The following is a 15,913-nucleotide window of genomic DNA, read 5'->3' as shown; positions in this document are numbered from 1 at the left end:
CCGGCACAATGCCGCGATCAGTGAGGGAGAACGACGAGGCCATGGATTACTCGGACTATGTGCATCTGATGCGCACCCACGAGCAGGCCAGCCAGGACGCGCCCGAGGCCTATCGGCGCCGCGTGCTCTGGTTTGCCGTGCTGGGCTATGCGGCGGTGTTGGTGCTGGCCTTGCTGGCCGTGGCCGGCCTGGCCTGGATCGCGCTGCGGGCGCTGCAGGGCCAGGCGCGCGGCTGGATGATCTGGCCGGCGCTGGCCTGCCTGGGCCTGCTGTGGGCCACGCTGACCGGCATGCGCGTGCCTTTCAGCGAGCCCGAGGGCGAGCGCGTCGAGCGCGAGGATGCGCCCGAGCTGTTTGCCGGCCTCGACCGGATCCGCAGCAAGGTCAAGGGGCCGGCCCTGCATGCGGTCATCGTCAGCGCTGATTTCAATGCCGCCATCGTCCAGCAGCCGCTCTGGCTGGGCCTGGCGCACCGCAACTACCTGATCCTCGGCTGGCCGATGCTGGCGGCGCTGGAGCCCAAGCGCCTGTATGCGGTGGTCGCGCACGAGTATGGCCATCTGCGCGGCGAGCACGGCAAGCTCTCGGCCTGGATCTACCGCAGCCGGCGCGCCTGGGCCGGGCTCAGCGAGCGCTACAGCGAGCAGGACTCTATCGTCAGCCTGGCGCTGGCCAGTTTCGTGCGCTGGTATTTCCCGCGCTTCAATGCGCTGAGCTTTGCGCTGGCGCGGCAGGACGAGTACGAGGCCGACCGCGTGTCGGCCCGCCTGTTCGGCGCCGAGCTGGCCGGCCAGACCCTGCAGGAGGTGGCGGCCAAGAGCCGTATCTATGCCGAGGACTTCTGGCGCATCTGGTGGCGGCTGGCGCGTCTGAGCGGCAGCCAGCAGCCGGCACCGCATGCACAGATGGCCAACGCCCTGCTGCATGTGGTCCAGCCCGAGCGCGCGCAACAGGCGCTGCGCCAGGAGCTGCGCCAGGTGGCCGATCCGGACGACACCCATCCGGTGCTGAAGGACCGGCTGGCGGCGTTGGGGCAGTCGGTCGGCCTCGGCGAGCTCTCGCCGCGCAGCGCGCTGAGCCTGCTGGGCTCGGCCCGCGAGCGCATCGGCGCGGCGCTCGACGCGCAGTGGTGGCAGACCGCGCGGCAGGACTGGGGCCGCCACGGCGAACGCCTGCGCGCGCTGCATGCCGATATCAAGGTCTTCCAGGCGCGCAGCACGGTCGGCGATGCGCTGAGCGTCGAAGAGCTGCTGCGCTGGGCCGAGGCGATGGAGGCGCTGAGCGAGCGCGACCCCAGCCCGGTGCTGGAGCGCGCGCTGCTGCTGGCGCCGCAGCATGAGCAGGTGCTGCTGCGACTGTGCCGACACCATGCGTCGCTGGGCAGCAATGACGAGCGTGTCGGCGTCTGGCTGGATCAGCTCTACCAGCAGCATCCGCAACAGGCCTGGCGTGCCGCCACGCTGGCCCGCCAGTGGCTGGACGCCTGTGCCGGTGCGGGATGGCCCCAGCCCTTCGACCTGCGCCAGCGCTGGCGCGACCGGCTGGCCCTGGCCGAGGCGCAGGAGCGGCAGTCCTGGGAACAGTTCGCCAACACGCCCTGCTGGGAGCGGCCGCTGCCGGTGCAGCTGGACGAGGCGGTGCTGCGCGAGCTGCGGGGTCAGTTATTGCGCGAGCGCGATGTGCAGGCCGCCTGGCTGGGCAGCCAGGACATCCCGGTCCAGCCGGCCCGGCCCCACCACACTCTGTGGCTGCAATGCCGGCCCGGGCTGGGCCAGAGCGCCGCCGAGGCGCTGGCCCAGCAGATCTACGATGCGATGGCGCTGCCGGGGCGATTCCGGGTCCTCGTCATCGGCGTGCATGTGGACAAGGGGCGGCGGGAGCAGGTCTCGCAGCTGCTGGCTGTGATGCAAAGGCGCGGCTAAAGCCCCGTCCCGGCGAGCGCATCCAGCACCGCCTCGGCCGTGGCCGGCGCCCGCAGCAGCGGGTCGCAGCGTGCCGGTCCGCAGGCCGCAACCGCGTCCTTGATCGCCAGCAGCACCGAGAAGGGCAGCAGCAGCGGCGGCTCGCCGACCGCCTTGCTGCGGTGGATGCTGTCCTCGCGGTTCGGTGCGTCGAACAGCGCGACGCGGAAATCCGCCGGCATGTCATTGGCGGTCGGGATCTTGTAGGTGCTGGGCGCGTGGGTCAGCAGGGCGCCGCTCTGCGGATGCCACACGAGTTCCTCGGTGGTCAGCCAGCCCATGCCCTGCACGAAGGCGCCCTCGACCTGGCCGATGTCCAGCGCCGGGTTCAGCGACTGGCCGACATCGTGCAGCACATCGGCGCGCAAGACCCGGCTCTCGCCGGTCAAGGTGTCCACCAGCACCTCGGACACCGCGGCGCCGTAAGCGTAGTAGTAGAAGGGCTTGCCCTGCAGCCTGGCCCGGTCCCAGTGCAGGCCGGGCGTCGTGTAGAAGCCGTCGCTCCACAGCTGCACCCGCTCCAGATAGGCCTTGGACACCAGCTCGGTGAAGGCGATGCAGCGGCCATGGCCGGCACGCACCTGGTCGCCGCCGAAGCGCAGCTCGGCCTCGTCGCAGTCCAGCAGCTTGGCGGCCAGCGCGGCCAGCCGGGTCTTGATCTTGCGCGCGGCGTCCTGGGCGGCCTTGCCGTTCAGATCGCTGCCGGTGGAGGCGGCGGTGGCCGAGGTGTTGGCGATCTTCTGCGTGTCGGTGGCGCTGGCGCGTACCCGCGCCAGGCTCAGGCCCAGCTCATGGGCCACCACCTGGGCCACCTTGGTGTTGAGCCCTTGGCCCATCTCGGTACCGCCATGGTTGACCAGCACCGAGCCGTCGGTATAGACATGGACCAGGGCGCCGGCCTGGTTCAGATGCACGACGTTGAAAGAGATGCCGAACTTGACCGGGGTCAGCGCCAGGCCCTTCTTCAGCACCGGGCTCTGCGCATTGAAGGCGGTGATCTCGGCGCGGCGGGCGTGGTAGTCGCTGGTGGCGATCAGCCTGTCGGTCAGCGGCTGGATGATGTTGTCCTCGACTCGCTGGCCGTAAGGGGTCAGGTCTTGCCCATCACGGTAGAAATTGCGCTGGCGCACCAAGAGCGGGTCCAGCCCGAGGCGACGCGCCACCGAGTCCAGAATCATCTCGATGGCCAGTGCCCCCTGCGGGCCGCCAAAGCCGCGGAAGGCGGTATTGCTTTGGGTGTTGGTCTTCGCGCAATAACCGTGCATCGCGACATGGGGCAGCCAATAGGCATTGTCGAAATGGCAGAGCGCGCGGGCCATCACCGGCGCCGACAGATCGGCCGAGTGGCCGCAGTTCGAGATCAGCTCGATCTCGGCGGCGAGGATGTGGCCGTCATCGTCATAACCGACCTGCCAGCGGTAGTCGAAACCGTGGCGTCGGCCGGTGATCATGAAGTCGTCGTCCCGGTCCACCCGCAGCTTGACCGGGCGCTTCAGCTGGGTCGCGGCCAAAGCGGCGACACAGGCGAACAGGGCCGACTGCGATTCCTTGCCGCCGAAGCCGCCGCCCATGCGCCGGCATTGCACCTGCACCTGGTGGGCGCTCCAGCCCAGTGCGTGGGCCAGCAGTTGCTGCATCTCGGACGGGTGCTGGGTCGAGCAGTGCACCAGCAGGCCCCGGTCCTCCTGCGGCAGCGCATAGGAGATCTGGCCCTCCAGATAGAACTGCTCCTGGCCGCCGACGGCCCATTCGCCATCCAGCCGGTGCGGCGCGGCCGCCAGCGCCTGGGCCGGCTCGCCGCGCGTCAGGTGCATCGGCGGGATCACGTACTGGCCGGCGGCATGGGCTTCGCGGGCAGTCAGCAGGGCCGGCAGCGGCTCGGCCTTGATCGCGGTCTTGGCCAGCGCGGCGGCGCGGCGTGCCAGCTCGCGATCGGTGGCGATCACCGCGAACACCGGCTGGCCCAGATAGGCGAGCGTGTCAGCGGCCAGGATGGGGTCGTCGTGCAGCAGCGGGCCGCAGTTGTTCTCGCCGGGGAAGTCGGCGGCGGTCAGCACCGCGACGACGCCGGGCTGGCGCTTGATCAGCGCGATGTCGATGGCCAGCAGCCGGCCGTGCGCCAGCGGCGACAGGCCCAGCGCGGCATGCAGCGTGCCCTGGGCCTCGGCGATGTCGTCGACATAAGTGGCCTCGCCGCTGACATGCAGATGGGCCGATTCATGGCTGCGGCTGACCCCTACCTGGGGCAAGACCGTGGCGATGGGCAGATCGAGAGGCTTGTTCATGCGGCACTCCCTTCCAGGCTGATGGCGCGCCAGATGCTGCTTGCCGAGGCGGCCAGCGGGGCCTGCTCGCGCGTTTCCAGCCAGAAGCGTTTCAGCAGATTCTGCGCCACCTTCATGCGGTAGGCGGCGCTGGCGCGCAGATCGCTCATCGGCTTGAAGTCCTGGCTCAGCGCGAGCGCTGCAGCGGCCATCGTGGCCTCGCTCCAGGGCTGGCCCAACACGGCGGCCTCGGCGCCGGCGGCGCGCCTGACGATGGCGGCCATGCCGCCGAAGACGAAGCGTGCCTCGCTGACCAGGCCTGCCGCATCCAGCCTCAGGCTCAGCACCGCACAGACGGCCGAGATATCGCTGTCATAGCGTTTGGAGATCTTGTAGGCGCGCAGCCGGGTTTGCTGCAGGTCCGGCAGCGGCAGGTGCAGGGCCTCGACGAACTCGCCGCTGAGCAGCGCGTTCTTCATATAGTCCAGATAGAAATCCTGCAGCGGCATGCGGCGCTGTGCCGTGCCCTTGCGCAGCACGATGTCGGCCCCCAGCGCGATCAGCGCCGGCGCGCCGTCGCCGATCGGCGAGCCATTGGCGATATTGCCGCCCAGCGTGCCGGCATGGCGCACCGGCGGTGAGGCGAAGCGCAGCCACAGCTCGCGCAGCGGCGGGGCGGCCTCGGTCAGCGCGGCCCAGGCTTGTTCCAGCGAGGCGGCGGCGCCGATCCAGAGGCCGGGCGCTCCGCCAAATTCTTCGCGGCGGATCTCGCGCAGCTCGCCGACGGCGCCGATATAGATCAGCTCACCGACATCGCGGAACTGCTTGTTGACCCACAGGCCGATATCGGTGGCCCCGGCCAGCACGCGGGCCTCGGGCTTGGCTTGGCGCAGCGCGGCGAAATCGGCCAGGCTGCGCGGCGCGTGAAACTGGTCCTCGCGGCCGGCGAAGGCCGGGTTGGGGGCGGCGTAGTGCAGCGGCGCGTCGGTCTGCAGCTCGGCCAGGGCCCGGGCCGCCGGCGCCAGGTCCAGGCGCTGCGGCGGCGCCTCGAACATGCGCTGGCCGGCGTCCAGGATGGGCCGGTAGCCGGTGCAGCGGCACAGATTGCCGGCCAGATCATCGGCCAGCTGCTGGCGGCTGGGCCGGGTGCCGGCTTCGCCACCTTTTTCAAGGAAGCGCTCGTAGATGCCCTGCAGGCTGATCACGAAGCCGGGTGTGCAGAAGCCGCATTGCGAGCCATGACAGTCGATCATGGCCTGCTGCACCGGGTTCGGCGCGGCCGCGCTGCCCAGGTCCTCGACCGTGATCAGGGCCTGTCCGTCCAGCGTGGGCAGGAACTGGGTGCATGCATTGACATTGCGCAGCGCGAGCTTGCCGTCCTTTTGCAGCTCGCCGACCAGCACCGTGCAGGCGCCGCAATCGCCCTCGGCGCAGCCTTCCTTGGTACCGCTGCAGCCGGCGGCATGCTCGCGCAGGTACTGCAGCACCGTGGTGGTCGGGGCCAGGCCGGCGACGTTCTTGATCTCGCCCTGGTGGAAGAAGCGGATCGGACGATGGGTGCTGCTGCTGTTCATGGCGCGCTCTTGTGGACAATTTCGCACCTTAATCCTTCTGCACGGCTTGCATATACGATCAAGGGCATGGTTGGCATAAGGGATATCGTATGAAGCGGCGCGGAGATTTCGACAAGATCGAGCTTCAACTCGTGCGGGTTCTGCACACCGTGATTGCCGAGCGCAGTGTTTCCCGGGCCGCGATGCGCCTGAACAGCAGTCAACCCGCCGTCAGCGCCCAGCTGCGGCGGCTGCGCGAGCTCACCGGCGACGCGCTGCTGGTGCGCAGCGGCGCCGGCATGACGCCCACCGCCGCTGCGCTGGAGCTGCTGGCGCCGGCCGAGCGTCTGCTGCGCGAGGCGGATACCCTGTTCGGAGCCCGTGAGCGGGCCGGCCGCGGCAGCGGCTTCGATCCCTCCACTGCCACGCTGCGCTACCGTATCGCTGCCAGCGACTATCTGGACCCCTTCTTTCTGCCGGCCCTGGTGGCCCAGCTGCAGCGCGCCGCGCCGGGTGTGCAGCTGGACCTGCAGCCCTTGTCCGCCGAGTACGACTACCGCGCCAGCCTGGCCCGGGGCGAGGTCGATCTGGTGATAGGCAACTGGCTGCAGCCGCCCGAGGAGCTGCACCTGGGCCGCCTGCTCAGCGACGAGGTGGTCTGCCTGATGGCGGCCGATCACCCGCTGGCCAAGGCGCGCAGCTGGACCATCGAGCGCTACCTGGCCTGCCAGCATCTGGCGCCCATGCCCTTGAGCCCGGGCCAGCCGGGCGTGATCGACCAGCATCTGGCCAGCCAGGGCCTGAGCCGCCAGATCGCGGTGCGCAGCGCGCACTTCGGTCAGCTGCCCGAGATGGTGGCGCGCAGCCTCTTGGTGCTGACCACCGGCCGGCTGTTCTGTTCCCGTTACCTGGACCGGCTGCCGGTGCGCATCGTGCGATGCCCGGTGGTTTTCCCGGCGATGGCCTATTACCAGCTCTGGCACGAGCTCAGCCACGGCAGCGCGGCGCTGCGCTGGCTGCGCGAGCAGGTGCGCGAGGTCGCGCGCGGCCTGGTCAGCGAAGCGCCCGCCTCCGCGAAAGTCCGTGCCTGAGACAATGACGAATCCATGAATCCGACACCCGAAAAACTGGCCCTGCGCGGCGATCTGCTGGACTTCACCGCGCTGCCCGGCTGGGCCGAGCTGGACAGCCCGGCCGTGCGCTACCGACCCGATCACTGGCTCTTGATCGAGAACGGCCGCATCGCCGGCTGCCAGCCCGAAGCGCCTGACGCCAGCTGGACCCGGCAGGACCATGCAGGCAAGCTGATCCTGCCCGGCTTTATCGATACCCATGTGCACTGCCCGCAGCTGGATGTGATCGCCTCCTATGGCACCGAGCTGCTGGACTGGCTGAACACCTACACCTTCCCGGCCGAATGCCGCTATGCCGACCCGGCCGTGGCGCGGCGTGGTGCGGCGCGGTTTCTCGATGCGCTGCTGGCCCATGGCACGACCTCGGCCGTCGTGTTCCCGACCGTGCACAAGGTTTCGGCCGAGGCGCTGTTCGAGGAGGCCGCGCAGCGCGGCATGCGCCTGATCACCGGCAAGGTGCTGATGGACCGCCATGCGCCCGAGGCGCTGCGCGACGATGTAGCGGGCGCCGAGAGCGACTGCATCGATCTGATCCATCGCTTTCATGGCCGCGAGCGTCTCGCTTATGCAGTGACGGTGCGCTTCGCGCCGACCAGCACGCCCGAGCAGCTGGCCATGGCCGGCGCGCTGTGCCGCGCCGATGCCTCGCTCTATATGCAGACCCATGTGGCCGAGAACCGCAGCGAGGTCGAATGGGTGGCTCAGCTCTTCCCCGATGCGCGCAGCTATCTGGATGTCTATGCCCGCGAGGGCCTGCTGCACCCGAAGGCGGTACTGGCCCATGGCATCTGGCTGGACGCGGCCGACCGCCGGGTACTGGCCGAGAGCGGCGCCCAGGTGGCCTTTTGCCCCTCGTCGAATCTGTTCCTGGGCAGCGGGCTGTTCGACTGGGTGGCGGCGCGCGAAGCTGGTTTTGCGGTCAGCACGGCCAGTGATGTCGGCGGTGGCACCTCGCTGAGCATGCAGCGCAATCTGCTCGACGGCTACAAGGTCCAGGCCATGGCCGGCCAGCGCCTGACGGCGTGGGCGGCCTTGCATGCGGCCACCCTGGGTGCCGCCGAGGGCCTGGGTTTGCAGCAGGAGATCGGCCACTTCGGTCTCGGTACACTGGCCGACCTTTGTGTCTGGGACTGGGCCTGCGGACCGGTGGCCCGGGCGCGCGACGAGCGGGTCCAGGGCTTGCACGAGCGGGTGTTCGCCTGGATGAGCTTGTCGGACGAACGCAATTTGGTGGCCAGCTATGTGGCCGGCCGACCCCGTTACCAACGCAGCGACGACATCGCGCCATGACCCTGCGCCTCGAACTCACGGGCATCAGCAAGCAATACCCGGCCGTCAAGGCCAATGACGGCGTCGGCCTGGCCGTCGCACCCGGCCAGATTCATGCGGTGCTGGGAGAGAACGGGGCCGGCAAGTCCACGCTGATGAAGATCATCTACGGCGCGGTCCAGCCCGACGAGGGTCAGATCCGCTGGAACGGCCAGGCGCTGACGATCAGGAGCCCGGCCCAGGCGCGGGCCCTGGGCATCAGCATGGTCTACCAGCACTTCTCGCTGTTCGACACGCTGACTGCGGCCGAGAACGTCTGGCTGGGCCTGGACAAGGCCCAGTCGCTGGCCGAGGTGACGGCCCGCATCGAGCAGGTCGCCGCCACCTACGGGCTGGCGGTCGATCCGGCGCGGCCGGTGCACAGCCTGTCGGTGGGTGAGCGCCAGCGCGTCGAGATCGTGCGGGCCTTGCTGACGAATCCCCAATTGCTGATCCTCGACGAGCCGACCTCGGTGCTGACGCCGCAGGCGGTGGCCACCTTGTTCGTCACGCTGCGCCAGCTGGCCGACAAGGGCTGCTCCATCCTCTACATCAGCCACAAGCTCGACGAGATCCGCGCGCTATGCCATCACTGCACGGTGCTGCGGGCGGGCAAGGTCACCGGCGAGGTGGACCCGCGCACGCAGAGCAATGACCAGCTCTCGCGCCTGATGATTGGCGCCGAGCCGCCCAGGCTCAACCATCAGGCACGGCCGGTCGGCGAGCTGGCGCTGGAGCTCAAGGGCCTGAGCCTGGCCAAGGCCTCGCCCTTCGGCACCAGCCTGGAAGACCTGGCGCTGCAACTGCACGCCGGCGAGATCGTCGGCATTGCCGGCGTCTCGGGCAATGGCCAGCAGGAGCTGATGGCGGCGCTGTCGGGCGAGGATCCGCGCGCCGCGCCGGGCTCGCTGCGGCTGTTTGGCCAGGATATCGCCCGCGCCAGCGCGCGCCAGCGCCGCAAGCTGGGTCTGCACTTCGTGCCCGAGGAGCGGCTGGGCCGCGGCGCGGTGCCGACCCTGTCGCTGGCGCAAAACACCTTGCTGACACGCACCGAGGCGGTCAAGGTCGGCGGCTGGATCGCGCAGGGCCAGGTGCGGCAGATGGCGGCCGAGCTGATCGCGCGCTTTAACGTCCGCGCCGGCGGCCCGGACGCGGCGGCCAAAAGCCTGTCGGGCGGCAATCTGCAGAAGTTCCTGGTCGGGCGCGAGATCGCGGCCAGGCCCCGCGTGCTGATCGTTGCGCAGCCGACCTGGGGCGTGGACGTCGGGGCGGCGGCGCAGATCCGTGGCGAGCTCCTGAAGCTGCGCGATGCCGGCTGTGCGCTGCTGGTGGTCAGCGAGGAACTGGACGAGCTGTTCGAGATCAGCGACCGGCTGCTCGTGATGGCCAAGGGGCGTTTGTCGCCGGCCGTGCCGGTGGCCGAGGCCACGGTGGAGAAGATTGGAGAGTGGATGAGCGGCTTGTGGACGACGGAGGGTGGCCATGCTCAAGCTTGAGAGCCGGCCGCAGCCGTCGAAGTGGATGTCGGTGGCCTCGCCGCTGCTGGCGCTGGCCATCACCGTGGTGCTGGGCCTCGGGCTGTTCGTGCTGCTGGGCAAGGACCCGCTGCGCGGCTTGCAGATGTTCTTCTGGGAGCCGGTCAAGAGCGCCTATGCCTGGAGCGAGCTGGGCATCAAGGCCACGCCGCTGATCCTGATCGCGCTGGGCCTGGCGGTGTGCTTCCGGTCGAACGTCTGGAATATCGGCGCCGAGGGTCAGTTCATCGTCGGCGCGCTGGCCGGCGGTTGGGTCGCGATGCAGGCAACACCCGACACCGGCCGCGGCATCGTCCTGCTGATCCTCTTGGCCGGCATGGCCGGCGGCATGGCCTGGGCCGGCATCACCGCGCTCTTGCGCGACCGTTTCAATGCCAGCGAGATCCTGGTCAGCCTGATGCTGGTCTATGTGGCCGATCTGCTGCTGGGTTATCTGGTCTACGGCCCCTGGAAGGACCCGCAGGGCTATAACTTCCCGCAGACCATCAGCTTTCTGGCGTCGACCAAGATCCCGCGCCTCATCGACGGGCTGCGCATCCATATCGGCGTGCTGATCGCGCTGGGCGCGGTGCTGGCCTTCTGGCTGTTCCTGTTCCGCAGCTATGCCGGTTTTGCGCTGCAGGTCGGCGGGCTGGCGCCGGCGGCCGCGCGCTATGCCGGCTTCTCCTCGCGCCGCGCGCTGTGGACGGCCCTGCTGCTGTCGGGCGGCATGGCCGGGCTGGCCGGGGCGCTGGAGGCGGCCGGGCCGCTGGGCCAGCTGACGCCCTATGTGCCGGCCGGCTACGGCTTCGCCGCCATCATCGTGGCCTTTGTCGGCCGCCTGCATCCGGTGGGCATCGTGTTCTCGGGCATTCTGATGAGCATGTTCTATATCGGTGGCGAGCTCGCGCAGTCGCGCATGGGCCTGCCCAAATCGATCACCGGCGTGTTCCAGGGTCTGCTGCTGTTCACCTTGCTGGCCTGCGACACCTTGATCCACTACCGCCTGCGCTGGCGTCTGAAGGCCTGACGATGGAAAGCTACGCACTGCTGGTCGCTGCGGCGATGAATGCCGGCACCTTGCTGGCCATCGCCGCGCTGGGCCTCTTGATCAATGAGCGGGCCGGCATCGTCAACCTCGGTGCCGAGGGCATGATGCTGGTGGCGGCCATCGCCGGCTTCGCCACCGCGGTCCATACCGGCAGCGATGTGCTGGCCTTCGCCGCCGGCATGGGGGCGGGGGCGCTGATGGCCGGGGCCTTCGGCGTGCTGGTGATCTGGCTCAACACCAACCAGTACGCGGCCGGCCTGGCGCTGAGCCTGTTCGGCAGCGGTTTCTCGGCCTTTGTCGGCATCGGCTATGTGCAGGAGAAACTGCTGGAGCGGCCGCGCTTTGCGCTGCCCTGGCTCGGCGATATCCCGCTGCTGGGCCCGGCGCTGTTCCGCCAGCATCCCGTCGTCTATCTGGCGATCGCGTTGACGGTATTGCTGGCCTGGTTTCTCTACCGCTCGCGCGCGGGCCTGGTGCTGCGCGCGGTCGGCGAGTCGCCCGAGTCGGCCCATGCGCTGGGTTATCCGGTGCGGCGCATCCGGCTGGCTGCGGTGATGAGCGGCGGCGCGCTGTGCGGGCTGGCCGGCGCCTATGTCTCGGTGATCTACACCCCGCTGTGGGTCGAAGGCATGATGGCCGGCAAGGGCTGGATCGCGCTGGCGCTGACGACCTTCGCGACCTGGCGCCCGGCGCGCGTCTTGCTAGGGGCTTATCTGTTCGGCTTTGTCACGATGCTGCAGTTCCATCTGCAGGGCCAGGGCGTGCAGATCGCCAGCCAGTTCCTGTCGATGCTGCCCTATCTGTCCACCATCGCGGTGCTGGTGCTGATCTCCAGCAACGCGAGCTTCATCCGTGCCAATATGCCGGCCTCGCTGGGCAAGCCGTTTTTCCCGGGTTCCTGACCGAAACAATGCAACTGTGGAGAGTGCAATGAGCATCAAGAAGAGCAAGCGCGAGCTGTTGAAACTGGCCGGCTGGTCCTCGCTGGCTGCCACCGCCGCCCTGGTGGGCTGCGGCAAGAAGGAGGAGGCGGCCGCGCCGGCTGCCGCATCCGAGCCGGCCTCGGCCGCCGCTGCGCCCAAGCCGGAGCCGCTGAAGATCGCCTTCGCCTATGTCGGCCCGGTCGGCGATGGCGGCTGGACCTTTGCGCATGACAACGGCCGCAAGGCGGTCGAGAAGGAATTCGGCGACAAGATCGTCACCAGCTATGTCGAGAAGGTGCCCGAGTCGGCCGATGCCGAGCGGGTCTTCCGCGATATGGTGGGCCAGGGCAACAAGCTGATCTTCGGCACCACCTTCGGCTATATGGAGCCGATGATGAAGGTCGCGCCCGATGCCAAGGACGTCAAGTTCGAGCATGCCACCGGCTACAAGCAGGCCGAGAACCTGCGCAGCTACGACTCGCGCACCTATGAGGGCGCCTATATGGCCGGCGTGATCGCCGGCAAGATGACCAAGAGCAACACGCTGGGTGTGGTCGGCTCCATCCCCATCCCCGAGGTGATCCGCAATATCAACAGCTTCACGCTGGGCGCGCAGAGCACCAATCCGAAGATCAAGGTCAAGGTGGTCTGGGTCAACGAGTGGTTCAACCCGCCCAAGGAAACCGAGGCCGCGCAAAGCCTGATCAACGGCGGCGCCGATGTGCTGATGCAGAACACCGACTCGTCGGCCGTGCTGCAGACCGCCGAGAAGAACGGCAAGTACGCCTTCGGCTGGGATTCGGACATGACGGCCTATGGCCCCAAGGCCCACCTGGGCTCGGCCATCATCAACTGGGCGCCTTACTACATCGCCTCGGTGCGCGAGGCGCTGGACGGCAAGTGGACGGCCGGCGCCGGCAAGCATGCCTGGTGGGGCGTCAAGGAAGGCGCGATCGACATGGTCTCGATCAATGAGGTCGTGCCGGCCGAGGTCAAGGCCCAGATCGACACGATACGTGCCGGCCTGAAGGACGGCTCCTTCTCGATCTGGAAGGGCCCGATCACCGGCCAGGACGGCAAGCCGGTGCTGAAGGACGGCGAGGTCGCCGACGACAAATTTCTGTCGGGCGTGAACTTCTATATCAAGGGCGTCGAGGGCAAGGTGCCCAGCGGCAAGTAAGCCAACACTGCCCCCCGCGCTTTGTGCGGGGGGCAGGTCGGCCCCGCGAATCCGCAGTCCGTCAGAAACCCTGTGCGGCCGCGGGGCCGGTCTCTCTATAGTCCGCGTCTTACCGGCTGCATGCAGCGGGGATCAGTGACAAGGAGAGACGATTGAACATCCGTATCCACAAGGCCGCACTGCTGGCCGGCTGCCTGATGCTGGCCGGCGCCTCGGCGCTGGCGGCCCCGGCGACTCCGAAGCCTGCGGCCGAGCACGGCAAGGCCGTCAAGCGCTACAGCATCGAGCAGTTCATGGCGACGACCCGCATCAGCGGCGCCTCGTTCTCGGCCGATGAAAAACGCATCCTGTTCTCCAGCAATGCCTCGGGCATCGTCAATGTCTACAGCATGGCGGTGGCCGGCGGCGAGCCGCAGGCGCTGACCCGCTCGACCACCGACAGCAATTACGCGGTCAGCTACTTCCCGGCCGACGACCGCGTGCTGTTCACCCGCGACCAGGGCGGCAATGAGCAGAACCATCTCTATGTGCGCGAGCTCGACGGCAGCGAGAAAGACCTGACCCCCGGCGACAAGCTCAAGGCCATCTTCGCCGGCTGGGCCCATGACGACAGCGCCTTCTATGTCGCGACCAATGAGCGCGATGCGCGCTTTCACGACCTCTACCGCTTCGACACCAAGACCTATGCCCGCAGCCTGGTCTACAAGAACGAGCAGGGCCTGAGCGTCAGCGAGATCAGTCGTGACGGCCGCTGGATCGCGCTGGTCAAGACCAACACGACGGCCGATTCGGACGTCTATCTCTACGACACCCAGACCCAGCAGACGACGCACATCACGCCGCACCAGGGCGTCGCCTCCTTCGAGGCGGCCAGCTTCACGCCGGACTCCAAGCGTCTGCTGCTGCTGTCCAACGAGGGCAGCGAGTTCAGCCGCCTGGTGGCGTATGAGTTGGCCAGCGGCGCCAGGAGCGAGTTCGAGAAGGCGGACTGGGACATCCTGTTCAGCGAGTACTCGCGCGACGGGCGCTACCGCGTCACCGGCATCAATGCCGATGCCAGCGTGCAGGTGCGGCTTAGTGGGCCGGACGGCAAACCGCTGGCCCTGCCCAAGCTGCCCGAGGGCCAGATCCGCGGCCCGCGCTTCTCGCGCAGCGGCAAGCAACTGGCTTTCTATGTCAACGGCGACCGCGCGCCCAGCAATCTCTTCGTCTATGACCTCGGCAGCAAGCAGGTCCGCCAGCTGACGCAAAGCCTGTCCAAGGCGATCGACCCGAACGATCTGGTCGAGGCCCGCATCGTGCGCTTCAAGTCCTTCGACGGCCTGGTGATCCCCTCGGTCTATTACGAGCCCAAGGGCGCCTCGGCCAAGCACAAGGTGCCGGCCGTGGTGCTGGTGCACGGCGGCCCCGGCGGCCAGACCACGCGCGGCTACTCGGTGCTGTCGCAATACCTGGCCAACCAGGGCTATGCCGTGCTGGGCATCAACAACCGCGGCAGCTCGGGTTATGGCAAGAGCTTCTTCACCGCCGATGACGGCAAGCATGGCCGCGAGCCGCTGTGGGACTGCATCGAGGCCAAGACCTGGCTCGCCAGCACCGGCTTGATCGACCCCGAGCGCATCGCCATCATGGGCGGCTCCTACGGCGGCTATATGACCCTGGCGGCGCTGGCCTTCCGGCCCGAGGCCTTCAAGGTGGGCGTGGACATCTTCGGCGTCTCCAACTGGCTGCGCACCCTGGAATCGATCCCGCCTTACTGGGAGAGCTTCCGCCAGGCGCTCTATCAGGAGGTCGGTGATCCGGTCAAGGACAAGGACTTCCTGATCGCCACCTCGCCGCTGTTCCACGCCAAGAACATCCGCGTGCCGCTGCTGGTGGTGCAGGGCGCCAACGATCCGCGCGTCATCAAGCCGGAGAGCGACGAGATCGTCGAGGCGGTCAAGAAGAACGGCGTGCCGGTCGACTACCTGGTGTTCGACGACGAGGGCCATGGCTTTGCGAAGAAGAAGAACGAGGCCGAGGCCTTCCGGCGCATCGTCGAGTTTCTCGACAAGCACCTGAAGGGCTGATGACCGCGCCCGACACCAGCCGGCGCCAGTACGCGCGGCGCATGAACCGGGTGCTGGACCATATCGATGCGCACCTGGACAGCCCGCTGGACCTGGAGGCGCTGGCCGCGCTGGCGCATTTCTCGCCCTTCCATTTCCACCGCCTGTTCGCGGCCTGGATGGGCGAGACCCTGGGCGCCTATCTGCAGCGGCGGCGCCTGGAGGCGGCCGCGCAAGGCCTGACCCTGATGCCGGAAGCCTCGGTGCTGCAGGTGGCGCTGCGTGTCGGTTTCGGCTCGGGCGAGGCTTTCGCGCGCGCCTTCAAGCTGCATTTCGGCTGCACGCCCACGGCCTGGCGCGCCGGGTCGACCGAGCGCTGGGGCCGCTATCTGCAGGCCCAGCGCGAGCAGCTGGCGCAACTCCGCAAGCTCGATCAGGACGGGCGGAGCGTCGGCTCCGAAGATGGCGACTCCTGCAACTTCATCGAGTCACACAGCATGCAAGTCGAGATCAAGACCCTGGCGCCGCAGCGCATCGCCTATCTGCGCTATATCGGCGCCTACGGCCCGGCCGTCACCCAGTTCTGGGGCGAGAAAGTCGCGCCCTGGATGCAGGCCGAGGGCCTGTTCGGCCGGCCCAGCTATGGCATCAGCCATGACGACCCCAGCGTCACGCCGGCCGATCGCTGCCGCTACGACGCGGCCGTGGCCGTGCCGCCCGACTACCAGGCCAGCGGCGAGGCCAGCATCACCGAGCTGCCCGGCGGGCGCTATGCGGTGGCGCGCTTCGAGGGCAGCGGCGCCGAGATCGGCGCGGCCTGGTCCGCGCTGTTCCGCGAGTGGCTGCCCAGCTCCGGCCTGCGCTGCGACGGCCGGCCCTGCTTCGAGCACTATGCCGACGAGAACAGCTACGACCCGGCGACCGGCCGCTTCAGTTGCGAGATCTGCATTCCGGTGGTCAAGCTCTGAGTCTGCCCGG

The 15,913-nt window shown here is 68.5% G+C and carries 11 protein-coding genes; 9 read left to right on the top strand and 2 right to left on the bottom strand.

The genetic code is table 11. The features are described from left to right. Positions 1 to 41: 41 nt before the first annotated feature. Positions 42 to 1,922, top strand: coding sequence for a M48 family metallopeptidase (locus tag O5M90_RS09360; protein ID WP_269838773.1), 1,881 nt, complete (start codon positions 42 to 44; stop codon positions 1,920 to 1,922). Here the strand turns inward: O5M90_RS09360 and xdhB are convergent. Continuing rightward, positions 1,919 to 4,246: a xanthine dehydrogenase molybdopterin binding subunit gene (gene xdhB, locus O5M90_RS09355; protein WP_269838774.1), complete on the bottom strand. Its 2,328-nt coding sequence runs from the start codon at positions 4,244 to 4,246 to the stop codon at positions 1,919 to 1,921. The genes O5M90_RS09360 and xdhB overlap by 4 nt on opposite strands. Beyond that, positions 4,243 to 5,799 (bottom strand): xanthine dehydrogenase small subunit, encoded by a 1,557-nt coding sequence (gene xdhA / locus O5M90_RS09350; RefSeq protein WP_269838775.1) that lies wholly within the window; start codon positions 5,797 to 5,799, stop codon positions 4,243 to 4,245. The genes xdhB and xdhA overlap by 4 nt, the downstream gene beginning before the upstream one ends. An 89-nt stretch (positions 5,800 to 5,888) precedes the next feature. Between xdhA and O5M90_RS09345 the strand changes: the two genes are divergently transcribed. From O5M90_RS09345 to O5M90_RS09310, 8 genes are all read left to right on the top strand, one after another. Beyond that, on the top strand, positions 5,889 to 6,869 hold the full coding sequence (locus O5M90_RS09345) for a LysR family transcriptional regulator (protein ID WP_269838776.1): 981 nt from the start codon (positions 5,889 to 5,891) through the stop codon (positions 6,867 to 6,869). Positions 6,870 to 6,884: 15 nt separating this feature from the next. Beyond that, positions 6,885 to 8,201 carry a guanine deaminase gene (guaD, locus tag O5M90_RS09340; RefSeq protein WP_269838777.1) on the top strand — a complete coding sequence of 439 codons (1,317 nt, stop codon included), beginning with the start codon at positions 6,885 to 6,887 and terminating at the stop codon, positions 8,199 to 8,201. Beyond that, positions 8,198 to 9,715 carry an ABC transporter ATP-binding protein gene (locus tag O5M90_RS09335; protein WP_269838778.1) on the top strand — a complete coding sequence of 506 codons (1,518 nt, stop codon included), beginning with the start codon at positions 8,198 to 8,200 and terminating at the stop codon, positions 9,713 to 9,715. The genes guaD and O5M90_RS09335 overlap by 4 nt, the downstream gene beginning before the upstream one ends. Beyond that, on the top strand, positions 9,702 to 10,763 hold the full coding sequence (locus O5M90_RS09330; RefSeq protein WP_137940956.1) for an ABC transporter permease: 1,062 nt from the start codon (positions 9,702 to 9,704) through the stop codon (positions 10,761 to 10,763). The genes O5M90_RS09335 and O5M90_RS09330 overlap by 14 nt, the downstream gene beginning before the upstream one ends. 2 nt (positions 10,764 to 10,765) lie before the next feature. Next, complete coding sequence (locus O5M90_RS09325) at positions 10,766 to 11,686, top strand: ABC transporter permease (RefSeq protein WP_262969874.1); 921 nt, start codon at positions 10,766 to 10,768, stop codon at positions 11,684 to 11,686. Between the two features lie 28 nt (positions 11,687 to 11,714). Next, complete coding sequence (locus O5M90_RS09320; protein ID WP_269838779.1) at positions 11,715 to 12,887, top strand: BMP family ABC transporter substrate-binding protein; 1,173 nt, start codon at positions 11,715 to 11,717, stop codon at positions 12,885 to 12,887. 152 nt (positions 12,888 to 13,039) lie between these two features. Continuing rightward, positions 13,040 to 14,956, top strand: a complete 1,917-nt coding sequence (locus O5M90_RS09315; RefSeq protein WP_269838780.1) for a S9 family peptidase — start codon at positions 13,040 to 13,042, stop codon at positions 14,954 to 14,956. Further along, positions 14,956 to 15,903 carry an AraC family transcriptional regulator gene (locus O5M90_RS09310; RefSeq protein WP_269838781.1) on the top strand — a complete coding sequence of 316 codons (948 nt, stop codon included), beginning with the start codon at positions 14,956 to 14,958 and terminating at the stop codon, positions 15,901 to 15,903. Before O5M90_RS09315 ends, O5M90_RS09310 begins: the two co-directional genes overlap by 1 nt. Positions 15,904 to 15,913: the final 10 nt, after the last annotated feature.

This window comes from Paucibacter sp. M5-1 (assembly GCF_027498415.2).
Classification (GTDB): Bacteria; Pseudomonadota; Gammaproteobacteria; order Burkholderiales; family Burkholderiaceae_C; genus Roseateles_E.
Note: the sequence above shows the minus strand (reverse complement) of the source record. Positions and strands in the feature narration are given on the sequence as shown.

Coding starts and splice junctions, on each gene's coding strand:
- xdhB (WP_269838774.1), bottom strand. CDS start 4,246: ATGAACAAGCCTCTCGATCTGCCCATCGCCACGGTCTTGCCCCAGGTA.
- O5M90_RS09320 (WP_269838779.1), top strand. CDS start 11,715: ATGAGCATCAAGAAGAGCAAGCGCGAGCTGTTGAAACTGGCCGGCTGG.
- O5M90_RS09310 (WP_269838781.1), top strand. CDS start 14,956: ATGACCGCGCCCGACACCAGCCGGCGCCAGTACGCGCGGCGCATGAAC.
- xdhA (WP_269838775.1), bottom strand. CDS start 5,799: ATGAACAGCAGCAGCACCCATCGTCCGATCCGCTTCTTCCACCAGGGC.
- O5M90_RS09325 (WP_262969874.1), top strand. CDS start 10,766: ATGGAAAGCTACGCACTGCTGGTCGCTGCGGCGATGAATGCCGGCACC.
- O5M90_RS09360 (WP_269838773.1), top strand. CDS start 42: ATGGATTACTCGGACTATGTGCATCTGATGCGCACCCACGAGCAGGCC.
- O5M90_RS09345 (WP_269838776.1), top strand. CDS start 5,889: ATGAAGCGGCGCGGAGATTTCGACAAGATCGAGCTTCAACTCGTGCGG.
- O5M90_RS09335 (WP_269838778.1), top strand. CDS start 8,198: ATGACCCTGCGCCTCGAACTCACGGGCATCAGCAAGCAATACCCGGCC.
- O5M90_RS09330 (WP_137940956.1), top strand. CDS start 9,702: ATGCTCAAGCTTGAGAGCCGGCCGCAGCCGTCGAAGTGGATGTCGGTG.
- guaD (WP_269838777.1), top strand. CDS start 6,885: ATGAATCCGACACCCGAAAAACTGGCCCTGCGCGGCGATCTGCTGGAC.